Source organism: Tepidimonas fonticaldi (genome assembly GCF_007556755.1).
GTDB lineage: Bacteria > Pseudomonadota > Gammaproteobacteria > Burkholderiales > Burkholderiaceae_C > Tepidimonas > Tepidimonas fonticaldi.
This window is the reverse complement of record NZ_VJOO01000003.1, coordinates 1-18,940: the sequence shown is the minus strand read 5'-3', so window position 1 is coordinate 18,940 and position 18,940 is coordinate 1. Positions and strand designations below refer to the sequence as shown.

At 66.4% G+C, this 18,940-nt stretch carries 15 protein-coding genes and 1 pseudogene; 3 read left to right on the top strand and 13 right to left on the bottom strand.

Annotated features, from left to right (window positions below):
• Positions 1-87 precede the first annotated feature (87 nt).
• Together hemN and Tfont_RS02260 are read left to right on the top strand one after the other, a co-directional pair.
• On the top strand, positions 88-1,467 hold the full coding sequence (gene hemN / locus Tfont_RS02265; protein WP_068609811.1) for an oxygen-independent coproporphyrinogen III oxidase: 1,380 nt from the start codon (positions 88-90) through the stop codon (positions 1,465-1,467).
• Between the two features lie 46 nt (positions 1,468-1,513).
• Complete coding sequence (locus Tfont_RS02260) at positions 1,514-2,185, top strand: sulfite exporter TauE/SafE family protein (protein WP_143968231.1); 672 nt, start codon at positions 1,514-1,516, stop codon at positions 2,183-2,185.
• Here Tfont_RS02260 and Tfont_RS02255 read toward each other — a convergent pair.
• From Tfont_RS02255 to metG, 6 genes and pseudogenes are all read right to left on the bottom strand, one after another.
• The gene (locus Tfont_RS02255; protein WP_143968230.1) at positions 2,154-3,119 is read right to left on the bottom strand and encodes a DMT family transporter; all 966 of its coding nucleotides are present in this window, start codon (positions 3,117-3,119) and stop codon (positions 2,154-2,156) included. The genes Tfont_RS02260 and Tfont_RS02255 overlap by 32 nt on opposite strands.
• Positions 3,116-4,738 carry an L-aspartate oxidase gene (gene nadB / locus Tfont_RS02250; protein ID WP_068608635.1) on the bottom strand — a complete coding sequence of 541 codons (1,623 nt, stop codon included), beginning with the start codon at positions 4,736-4,738 and terminating at the stop codon, positions 3,116-3,118. Before nadB ends, Tfont_RS02255 begins: the two co-directional genes overlap by 4 nt.
• A 27-nt stretch (positions 4,739-4,765) precedes the next feature.
• On the bottom strand, positions 4,766-5,614 hold the full coding sequence (locus Tfont_RS02245) for a segregation and condensation protein A (protein WP_143968229.1): 849 nt from the start codon (positions 5,612-5,614) through the stop codon (positions 4,766-4,768).
• Positions 5,611-5,823 (bottom strand): DUF3460 family protein, encoded by a 213-nt coding sequence (locus tag Tfont_RS02240; RefSeq protein WP_068608639.1) that lies wholly within the window; start codon positions 5,821-5,823, stop codon positions 5,611-5,613. Before Tfont_RS02240 ends, Tfont_RS02245 begins: the two co-directional genes overlap by 4 nt.
• A gap of 35 nt (positions 5,824-5,858) precedes the next feature.
• A pseudogene (locus tag Tfont_RS02235) lies at positions 5,859-7,507 on the bottom strand (SulP family inorganic anion transporter).
• Positions 7,507-9,603, bottom strand: coding sequence for a methionine--tRNA ligase (gene metG / locus Tfont_RS02230; RefSeq protein ID WP_143968228.1), 2,097 nt, complete (start codon positions 9,601-9,603; stop codon positions 7,507-7,509). The pseudogene Tfont_RS02235 and the gene metG overlap by 1 nt, the downstream one beginning before the upstream one ends.
• A 166-nt stretch (positions 9,604-9,769) precedes the next feature.
• On the opposite strand from metG, the gene apbC reads away from it, so the two are divergent.
• A complete protein-coding gene (gene apbC, locus Tfont_RS02225) occupies positions 9,770-10,861 on the top strand; it encodes an iron-sulfur cluster carrier protein ApbC (RefSeq protein ID WP_143968227.1) in 1,092 nt (363 codons plus the stop codon).
• Here the strand turns inward: apbC and Tfont_RS02220 are convergent.
• The 7 genes from Tfont_RS02220 to Tfont_RS02195 all read right to left on the bottom strand — a co-directional run bounded on the left by Tfont_RS02220 (position 10,845) and on the right by Tfont_RS02195 (position 18,787).
• Positions 10,845-12,689 (bottom strand): hypothetical protein, encoded by a 1,845-nt coding sequence (locus Tfont_RS02220; protein WP_143968226.1) that lies wholly within the window; start codon positions 12,687-12,689, stop codon positions 10,845-10,847. The genes apbC and Tfont_RS02220 overlap by 17 nt on opposite strands.
• 67 nt (positions 12,690-12,756) lie before the next feature.
• Positions 12,757-14,367, bottom strand: coding sequence for an NAD(P)/FAD-dependent oxidoreductase (locus tag Tfont_RS02215; protein ID WP_143968225.1), 1,611 nt, complete (start codon positions 14,365-14,367; stop codon positions 12,757-12,759).
• Positions 14,368-14,419: 52 nt separating this feature from the next.
• Positions 14,420-14,848 carry a pilin gene (locus tag Tfont_RS02210; protein WP_143968224.1) on the bottom strand — a complete coding sequence of 143 codons (429 nt, stop codon included), beginning with the start codon at positions 14,846-14,848 and terminating at the stop codon, positions 14,420-14,422.
• A gap of 166 nt (positions 14,849-15,014) precedes the next feature.
• Positions 15,015-15,161 (bottom strand): hypothetical protein, encoded by a 147-nt coding sequence (locus Tfont_RS14460; protein WP_185974450.1) that lies wholly within the window; start codon positions 15,159-15,161, stop codon positions 15,015-15,017.
• Complete coding sequence (locus Tfont_RS02205) at positions 15,158-15,457, bottom strand: nucleotidyltransferase domain-containing protein (protein WP_143968223.1); 300 nt, start codon at positions 15,455-15,457, stop codon at positions 15,158-15,160. The genes Tfont_RS14460 and Tfont_RS02205 overlap by 4 nt, the downstream gene beginning before the upstream one ends.
• Positions 15,448-17,058, bottom strand: a complete 1,611-nt coding sequence (locus Tfont_RS02200; RefSeq protein ID WP_143968222.1) for an ATP-binding protein — start codon at positions 17,056-17,058, stop codon at positions 15,448-15,450. Before Tfont_RS02200 ends, Tfont_RS02205 begins: the two co-directional genes overlap by 10 nt.
• Positions 17,059-17,131: 73 nt before the next feature.
• The gene (locus Tfont_RS02195; RefSeq protein WP_143968221.1) at positions 17,132-18,787 is read right to left on the bottom strand and encodes a hypothetical protein; all 1,656 of its coding nucleotides are present in this window, start codon (positions 18,785-18,787) and stop codon (positions 17,132-17,134) included.
• Between the last annotated feature and the right edge of the window lie 153 nt (positions 18,788-18,940).

Here is an 18,940-nt window from a genome sequence, read left to right as displayed (position 1 = left end):
GGGCATCGGTGTGCAGTGGGTTTGACTCACGTCAAGGGCCGCGGGGCCGTCCTGGGGCACATTACCCTCCCAATGGAGTCCATGCCCATGAAGCACGTCATCGATGAAGCCCTGCTGCGCCGGTTCGACATCCCCGGCCCGCGCTACACGTCCTACCCGACGGCGGACCGCTTCGTCGAGGCGTTCACCGAGCGCGATTACATCCAGGCGCTCGAGCAGCGCCGCGCCGGCTCGATGGCGCTGCCGCTGTCGGTCTATGTGCACATCCCGTTTTGCGAGTCGCTGTGCTACTACTGCGCCTGCAACAAGGTGATCACCAAGCACCACGGCAAGGCGGCGGAGTATCTGCGCTACCTCTCGCGCGAGCTGGAACTGCAGACCGACCACTTTGGTCGTGGTCACCGGGTCAGCCAGTTGCACCTGGGGGGCGGCACGCCCACCTTCCTGAGCGATGCCGAACTGGCCGACCTGATGGCCATGATCCGCCGCCACTTCGAGCTGGTGCCGGGGGGCGAGTACTCGATCGAAGTCGATCCCCGCACGGTGACGGCCGAGCGCCTGGCGCACCTGCACCAGCTGGGCTTCAACCGGCTGAGCTTTGGCGTGCAGGATTTCGATCCCACCGTGCAAAAGGCCGTGCACCGCATCCAGCCGGCGGAGCAGGTGTTTGCCCTGGTCGCCGCGGCGCGGGAGCTGGGCTTTGAGTCCATCAACGTCGATCTGATCTACGGCCTGCCCCAGCAGACGCCGGAGTCCTTCCGCCACACCCTGGAGCAGGTGGAGCGCCTGCGGCCGGACCGCATTGCGCTGTATGCCTACGCGCACCTGCCGGCGCGCTTCAAGCCGCAGCGGCGCATCGTCGTGGCCGAGTTGCCCAGCCCGGCCGACAAGCTGGCGATGCTGTCGCTGTCGCTGGACCATCTGAGCGCGGCGGGCTATGTGTATGTGGGCATGGACCACTTTGCCCTGCCCAACGACGCGCTGGCGGTGGCCAAGCGGCAGGGGCGGCTGCACCGCAACTTTCAGGGCTACAGCACCCAGCCCGACTGCGATCTGATCGCGCTGGGGGTGTCGGCCATCGGCCGCATCGGCGCCACCTACAGCCAGAACGCCAAGACGCTGGACGAGTACTACGACGCGCTGGACCAGGGGCGGCTGCCCATCGTGCGCGGACTGGCGCTGACACGCGAAGATCTGCTGCGCCGCAGCGTCATCATGGCCATCATGTGCCAGGGTTTGGTGGACTTCGAGTCCATCAACCTGGCGCATCTGGTGGATTTTCGTTCGCACTTTGCGCGGGAGCTGGAGCAGTTGCGCGCCCTGGAGCGCGACGGGCTGGTGCGCGTGGACGATGCGCACCTGGAGGTCACCGCGACGGGGTGGTATCTGGTGCGGGCGATTGCGATGGTGTTCGACCGCTACCTGCAGGTCGATCAGGACCGCGCGCGTTTCTCCAAGATCATCTGACCCCCCGTCCCGCCCCGTGACCGTGCGGGGCTGATAGCATGCGCCCATGCTCGCTTCCATGACGCTGTCGGCCCTGGTGATGGGCCTTGTGGGGGGGCCGCACTGCGTGGCCATGTGCGGGGCGGCGTGCGCCGGGATTGCCCGGGCCGCGGCGCCCCGGTCGCGTCAGGCGCTGTGGACGTGGCTACTGGGGCGCCTGGTGGGCTATTCGGTGCTCGGCGCGCTGGCCGGGGGTACGGTGCAGGGCATGGGGTGGCTGGGCCAGCAGACGGTGGTGCTGCGCCCGGTGTGGACCATGATGCACGTCGCCGCGCTGCTGCTGGGGCTGCTGCTGGTGGTGCAGGCCCGTCAGCCGGCCTTTCTGGACGGCTGGGCGCAGGCCGTCTGGCGCCGCGCCCGGCCCGTGATGAGCCGGCTGGGTGCCCGCGCTCCGGCGGTGCTGGGCGTGGGCTGGGCGCTGATGCCCTGCGGGCTGCTGTATTCGGCGCTGCTGGTGGCGTCGCTGTCCGCCTCGGCGCTGGAAGGCGCGGCGATCATGGCGGCTTTTGCCGTCGGGACCATGGTGTCGCTGGTCGCCGGGCCGTGGCTGCTGCTGCGGCTGGGCGATGCCCGATCGGGCGGGTGGGGTATACGCCTGGCTGGGCTGGCGCTGGCGGCCACGTCCGGCTGGGCGCTGTGGATGGGCATCACCCAGCCGACGGGTCTGTGGTGCGCGTGACGGGCGGTGTGGCCCGCGTGGGCCACGTCGCCACGATCAGGCCGAGCAGCGCGACGCCGAAGGCCAGCCACTGCAGCAGCGTCAGCCGCTCGCCCATGAACAGCACGCCGATGGTCGCGGCGCTGATGGGCAGCATCACGGTAAACACGCCGGCCCGCGCGGCGGAGACGTGGCGCAGCCCCGTCATCCACAGCCACACGGTCCAGACGCTGGCCGCCAGGCCGTAAAACACCAGCAGCGCCCACAGCGGCGCACCCATGCGCCCCCAGTCGTAGTCCAGGGCGGCCCACAGGCCCAGCGGCGTCATCAACGCCAGCCCCCACAGGTTGATGAGCGCCGCGATGCGTTTGGGGCCCACCTGGGCGCTCAGGCGCTTGCCGATGACGACATAGGCGGCCTCGCAGCAGACGGCAGCCAGCACCAGCAGGTTGCCCCACACCGCGAGCGGCAGCCCCATCCAGGTGGCGCTGGCGGCCGCTGCCGTGTGCGCGGCGGCCCCCTTGTCCAGCGAGAACAGCCCGATCCCCACCGCCGCCAGCCCGATGGCGGCCAGCGCCCGGCGGTCCAGCCGCTCGCGCAGGAAGAGGGCGGACTGCAGCGCCACCACGGCCGGGATGGCCGCCATGATCACCCCGGCCGCGCTGGCGGTGGTCAGGCTCACGCCATACAGCATGCAAATGGAAAACAAAAAATTGCCGAGCAGCCCCTGCAAAAACAGCAGCGCGTGCGTGCGGCGGCCGGGGGGCGCCTCGTGCGCGGGGCGGCGCACCCAGTGCGCCATGGCCGCGGCGCCGATCAAATAACGCAGCCACGCCAGCAAAAACACCGGCATGGCCGCGACCAGCGGTTTGGACAGGGCCACGTAGCTGCCCACCAGCGCCATGCTGGCGGCCAGGGCGCCGTAGGCCGTCCAGGGGGTGCGCGGGGGTGTCATCGGGGGTCGGGCACCAGGATGGTGGGGCGGGCCTCGGGCAGGGTATAGGGGTAGTCGCGGCTGTAGTGCAGGCCGCGGCTTTCCTTGCGCTGCTGGGCCGAGCGCACGATCAGGTCCGCCACCTGCACCAGATTGCGCAGCTCCAGCAAGTCGCTGCTGACGTGGAAGCGGGCGTAAAACTCCTGGATTTCGGCCTGCAGCAGCGCGATGCGGTGGGCCGCGCGCTCCAGCCGCTTGTCCGTGCGCACGATGCCCACATAGTCCCACATGAAGCGGCGCAGTTCGTCCCAGTTGTGGCTGATGACGACCTGCTCGTCTGCATCGATCACCCGGCTGTCGTCCCAGGGGCGTGCGGCGATGGGGGCGGGGCGGGGTTGGGCCACCATGTCGCGCACCGCCGCGCGCGCAAACACCATGCACTCCAGCAGCGAGTTGCTGGCCAGCCGGTTGGCGCCGTGCAGGCCGGTGTAGCTGGCCTCGCCCACGCAGTACAGGCCCGGCAGGTCGGTGCGCGCGCGCAGGTCGGTGACCACGCCGCCGCAGGTGTAGTGTGCCGCCGGCACCACGGGGATCGGCTCGCGCGTGATGTCGATGCCCAGCTCCGCGCAGCGCTTGAGGATGTTGGGGAAGTGCTCGTGCAAAAAGGCCGACGGCTGGTGCGAGATGTCCAGGTACACGCACGGGATGCCGTGCTTCTTCATCTCGAAGTCGATCGCGCGCGCGACGATGTCGCGCGGGGCGAGTTCGGCGCGCGGGTCGTGGTCCGGCATGAAGCGGCGGCTGCCCAGGTGCGGCGGCAGCTTCAGGATGCCGCCTTCGCCCCGCACGGCCTCGCTGATCAAAAAGCTCTTGGCCTTGGGGTGGTACAGGCAGGTCGGGTGGAACTGGATGAACTCCATGTTGGCCACCCGGCAGCCGGCGCGCCAAGCGGCGGCGATGCCGTCGCCGGTGGCGGTGTCGGGGTTGGAGGTGTACAGGTATACCTTGCCCGCGCCACCCGTGCACAGCACGGTGTGCGGCGCCGCGAACACCTCCACCCGGTCGGTGGCCACGTCCAGCACATAGGCGCCCAGCACGCGCCGGGGCAGCTCGCGGCACTCGGCGTGGCGGTCGCTCAGGATCAGGTCCACCAGCGCGTGGGTTTCGAACACGTCGATATTGGCCGCCGCGCGCACCCGCTCGATCAGCGTTTGCTGCACGGCCGCGCCGGTGGCGTCGGCGGCGTGCACGATGCGGCGGTGGCTGTGTCCGCCCTCGCGCGTCAGGTGCAGGCCGTCGCCCTCGACGGTGAAAGGCGTGCCCAGCTCGCGCAGCCAGGCGATGGCCTCGGGCGCATGTTCGACGGTGAAGCGCGTCGCCTCGGGTTCGCACAGGCCGGCCCCGGCGACCATGGTGTCGTCGATGTGGTCCTGGAAGCTGTCGTCCTCCGCCAGCACCGCGGCGATGCCCCCCTGCGCCCAGCCGCTGGAGCCGTCGGTGATCGAGCGCTTGGTGACGATGGCGACCCGCCAGCTCGGCGGCAGCAGCAGCGCGGTGGTCAGGCCGGCCAGGCCGCTGCCGATGATCAGCGCGTCGTAGACGTGGTGGGCCGGGGCGGCCGTGGGCGGGGATGGGTTCATGGCGATGGCGGGTCCGGTGCGGGGGGCTCAGGACGGCACGTAGGCGAGCCGGACGTAGATGGGGGCGTAGGCCTCGGCCTGGGTCAGCTCGATCAGGTGCTCCTTGGCCAGTTCGAGCATGGCGATGAAGGTGACGATGGCGACCGGCACGCCGCGCGCCGGATCGAACAGCTCGCCAAACTCCACGAAGCGGCGGCCTTGTAGGGTGCGCAGCACCAGGCTCATGTGCTCGCGCACGGACAGGGCCTCGCGCGTGATGGTGTGGCGCTGCACCAGGCGGGCGCGGCGCAGGATGTCGCGCCAGGCGGCGCGCAAATCATCTACCGACACGTCCGGCCAGCGCGGCGCCAGCGACTGCTCGATGTGCACCTGCGCGCGCCAGAAGTCCCGCCCCAGTTGGGGCAGCGCGTCCAGGCTGCGCGAGGCGAGCTTGATCTGCTCGTACTCCAGCAGCCGGCGCACCAGCTCGGCGCGGGGGTCCTCCGGCTCGCTGCCGTCCGGCGCGGGCTTGGGCGGCAGCAGCATGCGCGACTTGATCTCGATCAGCATGGCCGCCATCAGCAGATACTCGGCCGCCAGCTCCAGGTTGTGCGCGCGCACCTGCTCCACGTAGCCCAGGTACTGGCGCGTCACCTCGGCCATCGGGATGTCCAGGATGTTGAAGTTCTGCCGCCGGATCAGGTACAGCAGCAGGTCCAGCGGCCCCTCGAAGGCCTCGAGGAACACCTCCAGCGCATCCGGCGGGATGTACAGATCCTGCGGCAGCGCGAACAGCGGCTCGCCGTACAGGCGCGCGATGGCCACCTGATCGATGACCTCGGGCTGCGCGGTCACCGCCTCGGGCGCGGGGGGCAGCTCGGCCGGCGGGCCGCTCACTTCAGCGACGGCTCGGTCTGGTAGACGTAGGGTTTTTGCGGGACGCGCGCGCGCTGCGCCTCGCGCCAGAAGTCGCGGTCCTGCGGGCGGTCCCACAGCAGGGCGCGGCCGGCGCGCTGCTCGGCCTCCAGCGCGGGCTTGCTGCGCTTGAGCGATTCGATGAACTGGGTGGCGTCGGAGACGTAGTCGGGCAGACCAAGCGGGTTCATGGGCGTTCTCGTGGGCGTCGCGTCAGCCGGCGATTTTAGGCCGCCGGGGGCAGGGGCGACCAGCCGGCCAGCCGCGACAGAAAGCCGGTGCGGCGCATCAACGACAACGGCTGTTCGTGCAAATGGTCGATGACCAGACGGCCGCCGCGCCGCTCGATGGCGTCGTGCAGGCCGGTCAGTGCATCCAGCCCCGTGGTGTCCAGCAGCATCAGGTGCCGCGCGTCCAGGCGCACCTGCACGCCGGTATCGGCTGCTTCCACCGCCTGGATCAAGGGGTCCAGTTTGGTGACGGCGCCAAAGAACAGCGAGCCGTACAGCTCCGCCTCGATGCGTTGTGGATCGGCCCGGTGCAGCGTGACGCGGAACAGGCTGCTTTGCCGCCGCACGAACAGCACCACCGCCAGCACCAGGCCCAGCTCCACCGCCACCGTGAGGTCGAAGATGACCGTCACGGCAAAGGTGCTCAGCAGCATCAGGCGGTAGTGGTGGCTGAAGTGCTTGAGGCGCGCAAACTCGCGCCACTCGCCCATGTTCCACGCCACGAACAGCAGAATGCCCGCCAGCACGGCCAGCGGCACATGGCGCGCCAGGGGTGCGGCCAGCAGCACGATGGCCGCCAGCGTCGCCGCGTGCACCATGCCCGCGACGCCGCTGGTGGCCCCGCTGCGGATGTTGGTGACCGTGCGCGCGATGGTGCCCGTGGCCGGCATGCCACCGATGAACGGCACCACCGCGTTGGCGATGCCCTGCGCCATCAGCTCCTGGTTGGGGTCGTGCTTGCGGCCGCCGTGCAACTGGTCGGCCACCCGCGCGCACAGCAGCGACTCGATGGCGCCCAGCAAGGCGATGGTCAGCGTCGGGGTGACGAGCTGGCGCACGGTTTGCCAGGACACGTCGGGCCACACCAGCGCGGGCAGCCCCTGCGGGATGCTGCCAAAGCGGCTGCCGATCGTGTCCACCGGCCACTGCAGCGCCCAGGCCAGCAGCGACAGGGTGACCAGGGCCACCACTGGCGCCGGCAGACGCGAGGTGGCGCGCAGCGCGCTGACGCCCTCCAGCGCGTCCAGCCGCTGGCGAAAGGCCGAATCCGTGGCCCACAGCCGCGGCCACACGAACAGCCCCAGCACGCACAGGCCCGCCAGCGCCACCGAGTACGGGTTGACGGTGGACAGCGCCCCACCCACCGTGTGCAGGATGCCGAAAAAATCCGCCGGCATCTTGGCCACTTGCAGCCCAGCGCGTCGCGCAACTGCGACAGCCCAATGAGCACCGCGATGCCGTTGGTAAAGCCGATGACGACGCTGACCGGCACGAAGCGCACCAGCACCCCCAGGCGCAGCCAGCCCATGGCAAACAGCAGCAGCCCCGCGCAGAAGGTGGACACCAGCAGCCCGCCGACGCCGTGCCGCTCGACGATGCCATAGACGATGACGATGAAGGCGCCAGCCGGCCCGCCGATTTGCACCGATGTGCCACCGAACGCGGCGATGATGAAACCGGCGATGATCGCGGTCCACAGGCCGGCGGTGGGTTGCAGGCCGCTGGCGATGGCAAACGCCATGGCCAGCGGCAACGCGACGACGCCGACGGTCACGCCGGCGCCGATGTCGCGCATCAGGCGCGCCCGGTCGTAGGCGCGCAGGTCATCGAGCAGACGGGGACGAAACGGATGCAGAGCGCGCATCACCGCACGCGCATGCCCGGCTCAGCACCGGCGTGCGGCTCCAGGATGAACAGCCCCGGGTGGGCCTGGCCGTCGGCGTGGCTGGCGGCGAGCACCATGCCTTCGCTGACGCCGAACTTCATCTTGCGCGGGGCCAGGTTGGCCACCAGCACCGTCAGCTTGCCGACCAGCTGATCCGGCGCGTAGGCCGAGGCGATGCCGGAGAAGACGTTGCGCGTGCGGCCCTCGCCGACGTCCAGCGTCAAGCGCAGCAGCTTGGTGGAGCCCTCCACCCGCTCGCAGGCGACGATGCGCGCGATGCGCAGGTCCACCTTGGCGAAGTCGTCGATCGTGATCGTCGGGGCGATGGGCTCGCCGCCGGGCAGCGGCGCGGTGTCTGCGGCGGGGGCTGCGGCCGGCGGCTCGAACAGGGCGTCCAGCAGCTTGGGGTCGACGCGCTGCATCAGGTGCTCGTACGGGGCGATGGCGTGCCCGGCGCCGAGCGGGCGCGCGGCGTTGGCGAAGTCCAGCGGCGCGCAGCGCAGGAAGGCCTCCACCCGCTCGGCGGTGGCCGGCAGCACGGGCTTGAGCATCGCGGTAAGGATGCGGAACGCCTCGATGCAGGTGGTGCAGACGTCGTGCAGCCGCGCGGCGAGTTCCGGCTGCTTGGCCAGCTCCCACGGCTTGTTCTGGTCCACGTAGGCGTTGACGCGGTCGGCCAGCGCCATGATCTCGCGCACGGCCTTGCCGTACTCGCGCTCGGCCCAGAGTTCGGCCACCGCCGGCAGCGCGGTCTGCAGCGCATCCAGCAGCGCCTCGCCGTCCGGCGCGATGGCGCCCAGCCGCCCCTCGAAACGCTTGGCGATGAAGCCCGCCGCGCGCGAGGCGATGTTGACGTACTTGCCGATCAGGTCGCTGTTGACGCGGGCGACGAAGTCCTCCGGGTTGAAGTCCACGTCCTCCACGCGCGGGTTGAGCTTGGCGGCCAGGTAGTAGCGCAGCCACTCCGGGTTGAGGCCCAGGCGCAGGTAGCGCAGCGGGTCGATGCCGGTGCCGCGGCTCTTGCTCATCTTCTCGCCGCTGACGGTGATGAAGCCGTGCACGAACACCTGCGTCGGCGTCTTGCGGCCGGAGAAGTGCAGCATCGCCGGCCAGAACAGCGTGTGGAAGTAGGTGATGTCTTTGCCGATGAAGTGGATCTGCTCCACTGCCGGGTCGGCGATAAATTCGTCGAACGTCTGCGTCGTGCGCGACGGCGCGTGCCAGTGGTTGGCGGCCTGACCCTTGTCGAAGTGGTTCTTCAGGCTGGCGAGATACCCGATCGGCGCGTCCAGCCAGACGTAGAAGTACTTGCCCGGGGCGTCCGGGATCTCGATGCCGAAGTACGGCGCGTCGCGGCTGATGTCCCAGTCGCCCAGGCCGCCGCGGCCGTCCTCGTCCTTGGCGAACCATTCGCGGATCTTGTTGACCACCTCCGGCTGCAGGCGGCCGGGGGCGGCGGTCCACTCCTCTAGGAACTGCACGCAGCGCGGATCCGATAGCCGGAAGAAGAAGTGCTCCGACTGGCGCAGCTCGGGCGTGGCGCCCGACAGAGCCGAGTAGGGGTTCCTCAGCTCCGTGGGGGTGTAGACGGCGCCGCAGGCCTCGCACGAGTCGCCGTACTGGTCGGCCGCGCCGCAGCGCGGGCACTGGCCCTTGATGTAGCGGTCGGGCAGGAACATGCCCTTGATGGGGTCGTAGAACTGCTCGATGGTGCGCCGCTCGATCAGCCCGGCGGCCTTGAGCGCCCGGTAGATGGCCTGCGCCAGTTCGTGGTTTTCCGGCGCGTCGGTGCTGTGCCAGTTGTCGAAGCGGATGTGAAAGCCGTCCAGGTACGCCGCGCGGCCGGCGGCGATGTCGGCGACGAACTGCTGCGGCGTCTTGCCGGCCTTTTCTGCCGCGATCATGATCGGCGCGCCGTGCGCGTCGTCGGCGCCGACGAAGTGCACCTCGTGCCCCAGCAGCCGCTGCGTGCGCACCCACACGTCGGCCTGGATGTACTCCATGATGTGGCCGATGTGGAAGTGGCCGTTGGCGTAGGGCAGGGCGGTGGTGACGAAGAAACGGCGCGAGGGCATGGAGCGGTCCTGTAACGGTCCTGTAACGGCGGACAAGTCCGGGATTCTAATGAGGACACTGCGCGCGCAGGGGCAAGCGCCCCGTGTGCGAGCCGCTAGACTCGCGCCATCGGACATGGCCCCAACGCGGCCGCAGAGCGGCCCAACCTTCGGAGACTGCACCCCCATGAGCGTCAACCAACAAGCGCTGCTGCAAGCGCTGCAAGCCGTCGTCGACCCCAATACGGGCAAGGACTTCGTCACCACCCGCGCCCTGAAAAACCTGCAAATCGCCGGGGGCGACGTGGCCTTTGAGGTGGAGCTGGGCTACCCCGCCAAAAGCCAGTTGGCGGATCTGCGCCGCGCGCTGGTCACCGCCGCCCGCAGCGTGCCCGGGGTGGGCAATGTGTCCGTGCAGATCAACACCCGCATCCTGGCGCATGCCGTGCAGCGCGGGGTGCAACTGCTGCCGCAGGTCAAAAACATCATTGCCGTCGCCTCGGGCAAGGGCGGGGTGGGCAAAAGCACGACCGCCGTCAACCTGGCGCTGGCCCTGGCGGCCGAGGGCGCGCGCGTGGGCGTGCTGGATGCCGACATCTACGGCCCCAGCCAGCCCATGATGATGGGCATCGAAGGCCGGCCCGAAAGCCTGGACGGCAAAACCATGGAGCCGCTGGAAAACTATGGCCTGCAGGTCATGTCCATCGGCTTTTTGGTGGACAAGGACGAGGCCATGATCTGGCGCGGCCCCATGGCCACGCAGGCGCTGGAACAACTGCTGCGCCAGACGAACTGGAAGGATCTCGATTACCTCGTCGTGGACATGCCCCCGGGCACCGGCGACATCCAGCTGACGCTGGCGCAGCGCGTGCCGATCACCGGCGCGGTCATCGTCACCACGCCGCAGGACATCGCGCTGCTGGACGCAAGGAAAGGCGTCACGATGTTCCAGAAGGTGGGGGTGCCGATCCTCGGCGTCGTGGAAAACATGGCCGTGCACGTCTGCCCGAACTGCGGCCATGCCGAGCACATTTTCGGCGCCGACGGCGGCAAGCGCATGGCGGCCGATCTGGGGGTGGCCTACCTGGGGGCGCTGCCGCTCAACCGCAGCATCCGCGAGCAGGCCGACAACGGCCGCCCGACGGTGGTGGCCGACCCGGACGGCGAAATCGCCGCACTGTACAAGGCCGTGGCGCGGCAGGTCGCCATCACGGTGGCCGCGAAGGCCAAGGACTACTCCAGCAAGTTTCCGACGATCAAGATCAGTCAGGGGACGTGAGGTTGGGCCATTGGTTCTGCGCACGCAGCCGAGCACAGTGATAGACGTACATGGCCCCCAGATGCGATCGGCGGCGAACGATGGTGTGGGCCGGTAATCCATCGGCCGCGCGATGCTGGATGATGTGATCCAGTGCACCGTCCGCGCAGAGTGTTCGAACGCCGTGGCCCGACAACGACGACGGGTGGTAAATAGGGGCATGTAGGTCGAACGGGCTCCATTCACCGCTCCCGGTGTCGTTGCGTCCCTCAGACAGATCGCCGATCGCGCGCAGCCGCGTGTACAGGGTTAGCGCGTGCGGTCGAGCAAAGACGATCCCGATGCCTTGGACGCTCTGGGCGTAGCCGGCCGTTACAAGCGTGAACCACGGTCCGAGATCGTTGCCAGCCCAGTACACCACGTCACCCCGTCGGATGCCCAGCGCCTGCAGCAGCGCCTGATCGTCGTGCAGATACCCAGCCTCCAGCGTGCGGGTGGCGGACGTTCGCTGGTCCCACAGAATCAGAGCCATCCCTAGGAGGAACCAGGCTGACACGACCCGGATCCTCGGGGTGAGGGTCCAGACCCCTAGGAATACCAGAGCCGGCAGCAGCTTGTGGGCAATGAAGGACGGGGCTTCCAGTTTCACGCCGAGAAGGGGCCATTCGATCTCCGTGGGGAGGTTGCCCGAGAAGCGGAAATAGGCTAGGACCGATGCCCACACGACGATGGCGGCGATGATCAACCGTCGTGTTCGTTCGGAGCAGTGCGTTTGCCACACAGCGTTGACGATGGTGAGCGCACTTGGGGCGACCAGTGTGGCGTAGCCTGCCAGCAGCAGCGCACTACCCAATCCGGAGCCAGCCGCCAGGTAAGAGACGGTCAGCCCGAAGGCCGCGGCCCGGCGACGGGGAATGGGCCGGGTGACGATGATGTCCAGTGCCGCGAGCAGGGCCACGACCGTTGCCAGCCAGCTCACCCGCCAGACCTGTGCTTGCGCCAGCAGGACGGCCGGGTAGTAAAGCCCCACCACCAGCGCCACGAGCAGGCACCATACGGCCACGAAAGCCACCGCGTGGTACAGCCGCCGGTGGCGGGCAGCACCCAACCGGCCTGCCAACAGCAGCAAGGCAATCGGCCACAGATTGCGATCCAGGCCGACCTCCGAAGCCTCCAGTGGCAGGACGATTGCCGAGGTGTGGCGCACGAGACTTTCCCACAATGGGTCCATTCGTTCCAGGAGCGGGACCCCGGCCCATGCGCCGACAGCCAATGCCGCGATGGTCAGCAGGAGCAGCCCCAAAACCACCCGGTCGCGCAAGGCCAGCACCAGGATGCACGCGATGCCGCCGATGGCCATCAGCGGGTGCAGTGTGAGCGCTACGGCGAACAGCAGGCCGGCGGCTGCGCGGTGTCCGCCGATCCATGCGGCCATGCCCGCCAGCGCCAGCCCCATCGCATAGGGGCGGGCGGTGGCGAAGCTTTCGTTGACGAACAACAGATTCGCGCCGAGGTCGTAGGAGGGGTTCAGGATCGCAAGCAGACTCGCGTACGCCGCGGCGCAACGCCAGCCAAGCATCCGCGCGCCCAACACCAGACAACCGGCCAGCCAGACGGCACCGCCTGCCATGGCGACAGCTTTGGCGGCCTCCGAGGGGGGCAGGACACGCAGCAGCGCCGCATAGGCCTCGTCAAACAGGGTCAGGTCGCCTTGGGAGCCGAAGGCAAACCACACGTCCCGAACAAAAGCGTCCGGCAGCAGGCGGTTCAGTGCCAGGACGAGATAAATGCGCGCATCGTGCCAGATGCCTTGATACGGATGGCTCAGGAGCCAGACGGTCCACGCCAAGGCCCCATACCCGGCGTGCTGCGCCCACCCTTTTTCTAGCCCGGGCCGATGCGTCCCGGCTTTATCGTCAAGCGGCCCCATCGCCCCTTGAGCGCGGGGATTGGGCCGGTTGGTCTTTGCGGTGCTCAATCGTCTCGTGGTACTCGTCGTCCAGGTTGACAGCCCAGATCGATTCCCGGGTGACATCGCCGCCCAGGATGGCGTCGACCGCGAGTTTGGCCGTGAGCATCGAATGATCCTGGTTGTTGTAGCGGTGCATGCCGTTGCGCCCAACGAGCCAGAGGTTGTGGATACCGTCCACCCAGCGACGCACGACGCCAAAGTCGCCATAGCTGCCGAAATAAGCCGGGTAAGCCTTTTCCACCCGCACGAGGTGGGTGTCCAGCACGTCGGCGGGGTCGATCAGGTCGATGGAGGCCAGCTCCCGGATCGCAAACCCGGTGAATGTGTCATCGTCCATCGACCACAGGTCATCGCCGACGTTGCAAAAATACTCCAGCCCCAGCCAGACGGTACCTTCTGGGTCGGCTACGAGGTCCGGGCTCCAGTTGTTGAAGATCTGGAGCCGGCCCAAGCGGACGTCTTTTTCCTGGATGTAGATCCAGTTGTCGGGCAGCCGCTGGCCCACGGTGCGGTCAGGGTCGGCGTCGCCGGGATGCCGCTTCATGCGCCGCACGAGCAGCCCGACGGTGATGAAGTCGCGATACAACAGCCCGTGCGCCACCCGCGCCACATCGTCCGGGGCAGGCGGATTCATGCCGGCGATCAGATCCTTCACAGGCATTGTGGAAATCACGTGTTCGGCTGGGATCGTTTGCCGGCGACCTTCACGATCCACGATGTCGACCGCCGTGATGCGATTGCCCTGGCGTTGCAGGCCGGTCACGCGCGTCCCCAGCAAAATGGTGCCGCCGCGGTCGGTGATTTCGCGCGCGGCCAATTCCCACAATTGACCGGGGCCGAGGCGGGGGTAGAGGAATTGCTCGATCAGGCTGGTGTGGCGGGTGGCGTTTTGGGTATTGCGCAGCAGCCGGCCCGCGGCGTGTTTGAGCGCTTCCGTAATCGACAACCCTTTGATGCGCTGCGCGCCCCATTCGGCGCTGATGTCCTGGCAGGGAACGCCCCACACCTTTTCGGTGTAGTCCTTGAAGAAGGTGCGGTACAGCTCCTCGCCAAAGCGGTTGACGATAAAGTCCTCAAGGTTACGCTCCTGACGGGGCAGGATACGCGCCTTGGCGTAACTGGCGAGAATGCGGGCCACCCGCTGGGGCCCCAGATTGGACAATGTGGTCCAATTCAGCTTGAGCGGGTAGTCGAACAGGCGGCGCAGGAAGTAGATGCGCGACAAACGCGGCCGCACGAGCATGCATTCGCTGTCCCCATGAACCGCGTCAGACTGGATGGAGCGCGACTGCCGGTGGTAATGGATCCGCATCGACTCGGCATCGCCGCCAGCGATCGGCATCAGACTGCGCCACCAATCCATCACCCAGTCCGACTTGGAAAAGAAGCGATGCCCCCCCAAATCCATGCGGTTGCCGCGGTGGACAACAGTTTTAGAAATACCGCCGACCTGCGCGTCAGCCTCGATCAACAGCGGCTTGATGCCGCTGCGGCGGATCAACTCGAGACCGGCGGTCAGGCCGGCGGGGCCGGCGCCGATAATGATCAAATTCAATTGACTCTGTAAGAAATAAATCAATTACGCGCGGACTAACAACGAAATAACTTTAAGTGTTGCGGCACTCGGGTGGAACATACTTATGTTTATCGCTCGGAGCGCTGCAGCGCCATTGGATTTGCCCATTCGCAGTCAACGTTGGCGTCAAGGTTACAGTCAAAGCTCCTGCCTTGGATGTCGTCTCAACCGAGAGTATGCCGTTACCTGTGCATACTTGGTCAGCTGTTCGCGCCGCGACGTTGTCTGTTGCGGTTAGCGCTTGTACACCCCTGCACGCAGTCGCATTGACAGCATTTTCCGAGGCTATATTTTCTCCTACTGTGGCCTTGGCGGCAGACAAAGCCGCCATGGCTTCAGATACCCGAGCTCTAATTGTATAGTCTTGATAAGCGGGTAATGCAATTGCCGCCAAAATACCGATGATCGCCACGACGATCATCAGCTCGATGAGCGTAAAGCCCTGTTGAACACGTTTCATGGTTTACCTCCAGTGATGGATCAATTGGCCCCTTCTTCATTGGGGTCGAACTTATGGTAGCACCCTTCGTGCCAGCGGACGTGTACGAGCAGCGCTCTCTCTGCCTGGCGTGGTACGGGTGCGACGCCTGCGGTCCGACCCGGCGATCCCGCGTCAAAAGTTCACGTTAAATCTTGATCTTCAACGCGGGCGGCAGCCACTCCGCCGGCAGGTCCAGACGACGGTGAGCGCCCTCGCGGTGCACGATGTGGAGGGTCGACAGAAACCGCTCCAGCGGCGTGGGCGGTGCGATCGGCTCAGGCGTGGTCGTCATATGGCGATGCCGGTGTGCTGGGCCACCCGCACGATCGGGGTGGCGGGGGTGGTGGGGTCGATGACGAGGGCGTCGATGCGTTGGTTACCCAGGCGCATCTGCAAGCGGGCGACCAGCCGGTGCGTGCGCGCGGCACGGTCCGGCAGCGGCTCGGGGCATTCGATCAGCAGGTCGATGTCACCGCCGCGCGCCGCATCGTCGGTGCGCGAGCCGAATAGCCGCACCCGCGCATGCGGGCCGAAAAGCTCGCGCACGGTGTCGCGGATGAAGGTACGCTCCGTTTCGCTCAGGCGCATGCCACCTCCCATCCGACGATCTGGCGCTTGGCGCGGCTGAACTCCACGCCCAGCTCGATGACCTCGTGGATGCCCGGCGCGCCGCGGTGCTTGGCGGCGTAATCCTTGGCCTTGAGCTGGCGCATCGCCTCGCCGGTCGGCTCCTCACCGTCGATGACCTTGAACTCGATCACCCATGCGCGGCTGGCGTGGCGGATGACGAGGTCGCACTGGCCGGGGTTGGAGACCTCCTCCGGCACGATGTCCAGGCCCAGGCTGGCCAAGTGGCTGTAGAAGACGCTGGCGTAGTAGCCCTCGTACTGGGCGATCGGGTTGTTGCGATACCAATCGTTTGGGATGCTGGCGTACAGGCGCTGGAAGTGGGCGCGCAGGGCGTCGGTGTCGGCGGCGCGCAGCATGCGCACCACGTCGGTCATGCGGCCTTCGGGGCGCTGGGGCAGCCAGGCGCGCAGCAGCGCACGGTTCAGCGCCGCGCGCACCTCCAGGTTCGGCACGCCAAGCTCGTACTCCCGCACGCCGTCGCAGACCTCGATGCGCTGGATCGTGAGGTAGCCGGTCTGCCACAGCATCGCCTCCACGGCAATGTCGTCGACGTCGAAGGCCGACAGCAGCTCGTCATCCGCGATCAGCCGCTCCAGCTGCGGGGTGTAGAAGCCCCGGTTCCGCAGCCACTCGACGAGGAAGGTGGGCGTGCCGGTCTCGAACCAGTGCGCGCGGAACTGCCGGCTGCGCAGCAGTAACAACACGTCAAACGGGTTGTAGACGCTGGTGGGTCCCCAGCGGTAGCCGTTGTACCAGCGCCGGATCTCCTCGCGATCCAGCGCCTGGCCCTCGGCTGCAGCAGCCCGCAGCTCCGGCGCGAACACCGTGTCGATGTCCTCGTCGGTGTAGCCGCAGACGGTGCCGTATTCCGGATCCAGCGTCAGGTCGTAGAGGTTGTTCAGGCCCGAGAAGATGGAGACCTTGCTGAACTTGGATACCCCCGTCAGCAGCACGAAGCGCAGGTCGGCGTCGCGGCCCTTGATGACGCTGTAGAGGTTGCGCAAGCCCTCGCGCATCGCGCGGGCGATGTCGGGGGCCTCGAGGTTGTCGAGGATCGGCTTGTCGTATTCGTCGACCAGCACCACGGCCTGGCGGGCGTAGGCTTCGGCGGCGCGGGTGATGAGCTCGGCGAAGCTGCCGGGGATGTCCCCGGGGTCCTCCAGCGTCACGCCCAGGCGCTGCGCCTGCTCGCGCAGCTGGCGGCGGATGTGTCGGTCGAGCTCCTCGCGCTTCTCCAGCCGTCCCTCGGCAAAGCTTAGGCGAATCACCGGGTGGGGCTTGGCCCAGTGCCAGTGGTCGGCCAGGAACAGCCGCTCGCGCGGGGCGGTGCCGTCCGCGCCATCGTGCGCGTCGAACAATTCACGCCGACACTCGAACGCCGCGGCGATGGTGTCCAGCAGCAGGCTCTTGCCGAAGCGGCGCGGGCGGGAGAGGAAGTAGTGCTTGCCGCTGTCGACCAGGCGCGCGATGAGCGGCGTCTTGTCGACGTAGTAGTAGCCGCCCTCGCGGATGTCGCGCAGGGTCTGGATGCCGATGGGCAGCTTGCGGCGAGTATGCATCAGAAAAGACTAACACAGCTCTTTGGCCTGTGCAGATGGGCTTCGTGTTGTATGGGCCGTCCTCCTCAAAAAATCATTTGCTCTTCACGAAAAGCTGAACTCCTGATTTGGGTGCAATCTGCGTGATTGACGGAGTGGAGGCCTCTGTCAACTCGACACCATTGTCCTCTGGGACGCCGAGCGTAATCGTTTCGCCGGAGCCGACGAGGCAAGTGAAGGCGACGGAAGTTTTGCTAAATTGTTCGTCAGTGGGGACAGTTTCGACAGAGCAAGCAGAGGAAAAAATGCCGCCGTACGGGCTGGTACGATTGGCAAGCAGCGTCACGGCGCTCCACGCAAATCCGTTGTCCGCGCGTGTCAGTGTGCCGGTAACACTCGATAGGCCGATGATTTCCACCCAGTAGTCTAATGGGCGAAGGCACGTGGGGTTTCCATTATTATTTTCGGGGTTGCGGCACTCGATTCCTAATGCGCCAGCAACAGGGGGGGAGATGGCTTTTGTTTGTGATATGCCGCCATAACCTACCGTGAAGAAAGTTTGGGTTGTCGTTGGAGTGCCGGGGCTGATGAAACTAAGGCCTTGGGCGACCCCTCTCCTATCGGGATTTTGTATCACTGTTGGGCAAAAGCCTTTTTGATTGTTAGAGTATAGAATGAAATGCAGCCCGCGTAAGCGCTGCTCGGCTTCGTGGCGGGCAAGTAATCCGCTTTGGCCCTTAATATCTGTTTCGACGTTCGGGGGGATGGGGCTGGAGTAAATGGATTTGAGAGAGCGAAAACCGCCATAAATATCGGGATTGTTCGCTGTGCCTGGCGCTGCGCCATCGGGGCAAGCCCAGATCTTGTTGGGAACGCTAGTAAAGTCGATGCCTACATTGCCGTACCAGCCCTCCGGTACATAACAGATGTATGCGGCTGACATTGCCGTAGCGGGTGCTCCTATGACGTAGGTTTCGGGGTTGTTGGCATCTGAATAATTGAGCGGAAATTGGCAAAACGCAGCTCCGGTGGCAAATATGGTTAGCCCATTTGTACTGCGTAGCGATGCGATAGTCGGAACGTTGTTGCCGTTGAAAAGAACGCCGGTGATGCGAACATAGCGCGTGTTGCTGATCAGTCGTTCAAAAAAATTTCCGGTACTATTGTTTCTGGCGTAAAGGACGAATCGGCCGCCGCTGTCTTCTCGTATGGCAACCTGTGCGTTTCGGTCGCTGGCGGTTTCGGATGCCGAGATTGTTCCGGGGAGTAGATTGGGATTGGAAATGCCCGTGTCTTTGTTGCGGAGCTCGGCAATGATGGGTTTGGGGATTTCTATTCCCGTCTCACCCCCGGAGCCGCTCACTGCTGTTTTTTGTGCGATTGGTATTGTAAAATCCAGCGAGCGTCCCCCCATTGTCGCGGGGCTTTTACACTGAGATGTGGTTGTGATGCTAATACGGTAGTTGCAAGACGTGTTTGTGCTTGATGTGAGGTTGACAGATAAATTTGAGGCGATGCCAACGGAGCATCCGGATGCTGGGTCGCAGCAGGCGGTGGTGCTGTTGGCGCGCAACTGCTCAACCGCTGCGGTAATCGAGGCAAGTGTGGTTGCGTGATTTTTTGTGGAGCAATGCGCATCCAGAATGGCGGACTGCATACGCACGGCCCCAACCACGCCCGCCGTGACCACTAAGAGTGCAATAAGATTTTCAACGAGAGTGATGCCTCGAGCGGCGTTGAGTTTTAACATGGAAGAGCCTCTAAGTGTGCGTTACCTGTCGCATCCCGGATGATCACATAATACCCAGCCGCCGTGGATACCTGCTGGCACGCAGCATCCTGCAAGAGCTGCTGCGAGGCGCGGGAGTCGGCGGCGAGGTCTCATCCGAAGGAGTGCGATCAT

Bases quoted from the DNA above. Each gene is read 5' to 3' on its own strand.
- Tfont_RS02210 (WP_143968224.1), bottom strand. From the start codon at position 14,848: ATGAAACGTGTTCAACAGGGCTTTACGCTCATCGAGCTGATGATCGTC.
- Tfont_RS02200 (WP_143968222.1), bottom strand. From the start codon at position 17,058: ATGCATACTCGCCGCAAGCTGCCCATCGGCATCCAGACCCTGCGCGAC.
- apbC (WP_143968227.1), top strand. From the start codon at position 9,770: ATGAGCGTCAACCAACAAGCGCTGCTGCAAGCGCTGCAAGCCGTCGTC.
- Tfont_RS14460 (WP_185974450.1), bottom strand. From the start codon at position 15,161: ATGACGACCACGCCTGAGCCGATCGCACCGCCCACGCCGCTGGAGCGG.
- Tfont_RS02255 (WP_143968230.1), bottom strand. From the start codon at position 3,119: ATGACACCCCCGCGCACCCCCTGGACGGCCTACGGCGCCCTGGCCGCC.
- Tfont_RS02205 (WP_143968223.1), bottom strand. From the start codon at position 15,457: ATGCGCCTGAGCGAAACGGAGCGTACCTTCATCCGCGACACCGTGCGC.
- Tfont_RS02260 (WP_143968231.1), top strand. From the start codon at position 1,514: ATGCTCGCTTCCATGACGCTGTCGGCCCTGGTGATGGGCCTTGTGGGG.
- Tfont_RS02240 (WP_068608639.1), bottom strand. From the start codon at position 5,823: ATGAACCCGCTTGGTCTGCCCGACTACGTCTCCGACGCCACCCAGTTC.
- Tfont_RS02195 (WP_143968221.1), bottom strand. From the start codon at position 18,787: ATGTTAAAACTCAACGCCGCTCGAGGCATCACTCTCGTTGAAAATCTT.
- metG (WP_143968228.1), bottom strand. From the start codon at position 9,603: ATGCCCTCGCGCCGTTTCTTCGTCACCACCGCCCTGCCCTACGCCAAC.
- hemN (WP_068609811.1), top strand. From the start codon at position 88: ATGAAGCACGTCATCGATGAAGCCCTGCTGCGCCGGTTCGACATCCCC.
- nadB (WP_068608635.1), bottom strand. From the start codon at position 4,738: ATGAACCCATCCCCGCCCACGGCCGCCCCGGCCCACCACGTCTACGAC.